This is a genomic window from Hoylesella buccalis ATCC 35310 (assembly GCF_000177075.1).
Taxonomy (GTDB): Bacteria; Bacteroidota; Bacteroidia; order Bacteroidales; family Bacteroidaceae; genus Prevotella; species Prevotella buccalis.
In genome coordinates, this window is record NZ_ADEG01000102.1 from 1 (window position 1) to 1,348 (window position 1,348).

Here is a 1,348-nt window from a genome sequence, read left to right on the forward strand (position 1 = left end):
GAATTTGCTTTCTATGTTATTTTTCTCCTGTTTCTTTGATTTTAACTATTTATTTAACATTTCACTTCGAGCATTGATAGAGATGTATTCTGGCTGATACTTGCAGTCGTTTTTTACCATTGCTGTGATGATTGTCAGCATCTTATTCTTAACATTGTTCAATGCTACCATTGGTTTTTTGCCTTTGTCTACCAGTCGATGGTAATACATGCTCATAGCTGGACAGAAGTTCACGGCAGCCAAAGCAGCCTGCGAGAGTAGCGACTTGATCATCTTGTTGGCCAAATATCCTACTTTGGGAGCCGAGTGCACACTGGTTCCAGAGTCACGGGCGAAGGGTGCCACACCGTAGTAGCAGGCTATCTTGCGGGCATTGTAGTCGAACTTGGTGAAATTGTTGGTGAAGACCATCAGACACACCGCATTGAGCGTTCCCACACCAGGCATGGAAGTAATGATGCCGAAGATGCGACTAAGTTCCTCGTCTGAGCGTACAAGCTCCTGTATTCGCTGGTCGCACTTTTGAATCTCGTGCTTAAGTTCGGTTAATATGTGTCGAGAACTCTGCGATATCATCGTCTTTGCGGATGACTTCTGTTGCGTAAGACGCTTCTCAATTCGCCTAACCTCAAAACTGCATTTATGCCTGACGAGCATGTGACGGTAGAGGAACACCTCGCGTAATTGTGAGAGTGCCGGGTTCAACGGCTCGTATAGGCAGGCCTTGTCCTGATAGCGCATGGCGTACTCGGCAATCATCACCGAGTCCGACCTATCACTCTTTCCACGCTTCATGGCAAAGGCACGCTTGATGCTCAAGGCATTCTCTATCCAAAGGTCATAACCTTTTGAATAGAGATAGTTGCTCATCATCTGGCTGTATCCGCCCGTATTCTCGCCACAGAAAAGCCAGTCCTCACATGTGTCGGCACCGCATAGGCTGTCCACCCAACGGAGCATCTTACGATAGCCTGAAACTTTGTTGATAAACTCTTGGTGCCCTACAGACAGCATCTCGCTCAAATCTTCCGCCTTGATGACGGTCGCATCAAACTTTTCTTTTGAAAAGTCAATGCCAATAAAAATTTTCTTCATAACTTTGCAATTACAAGAACCGGCTAAAGTTGCAACGGACTCAAAACTCTAAATAGGCTCGAAGCCTTAACTTTCTATCAGGTCTTTGCAACTGTGCAGGGAGGACTAAAGCAAATTATGGGCTTGAAGCCCCGTTTTATTTAAAGTTTCCCTTCCCTGCAGGCTGGCTCTCCTTTTAACAACAAAGGTAATAAGCCACCCTTAGTAAGCAAAAAGATTTAATCCTATTTTTTTTCATGTTGCAAACTTAGAG

General features: G+C 45.0%; 1 protein-coding gene. It reads right to left on the bottom strand.

The genetic code is table 11. The annotated features are described in order from the left end of the window. Positions 1-45: 45 nt before the first annotated feature. Positions 46-1,095, bottom strand: coding sequence for an IS110 family RNA-guided transposase (locus tag HMPREF0650_RS11235; RefSeq protein WP_004350900.1), 1,050 nt, complete (start codon positions 1,093-1,095; stop codon positions 46-48). Positions 1,096-1,348 lie beyond the last annotated feature (253 nt).

Coding starts and splice junctions, on each gene's coding strand:
- HMPREF0650_RS11235 (WP_004350900.1), bottom strand. CDS start 1,095: ATGAAGAAAATTTTTATTGGCATTGACTTTTCAAAAGAAAAGTTTGAT.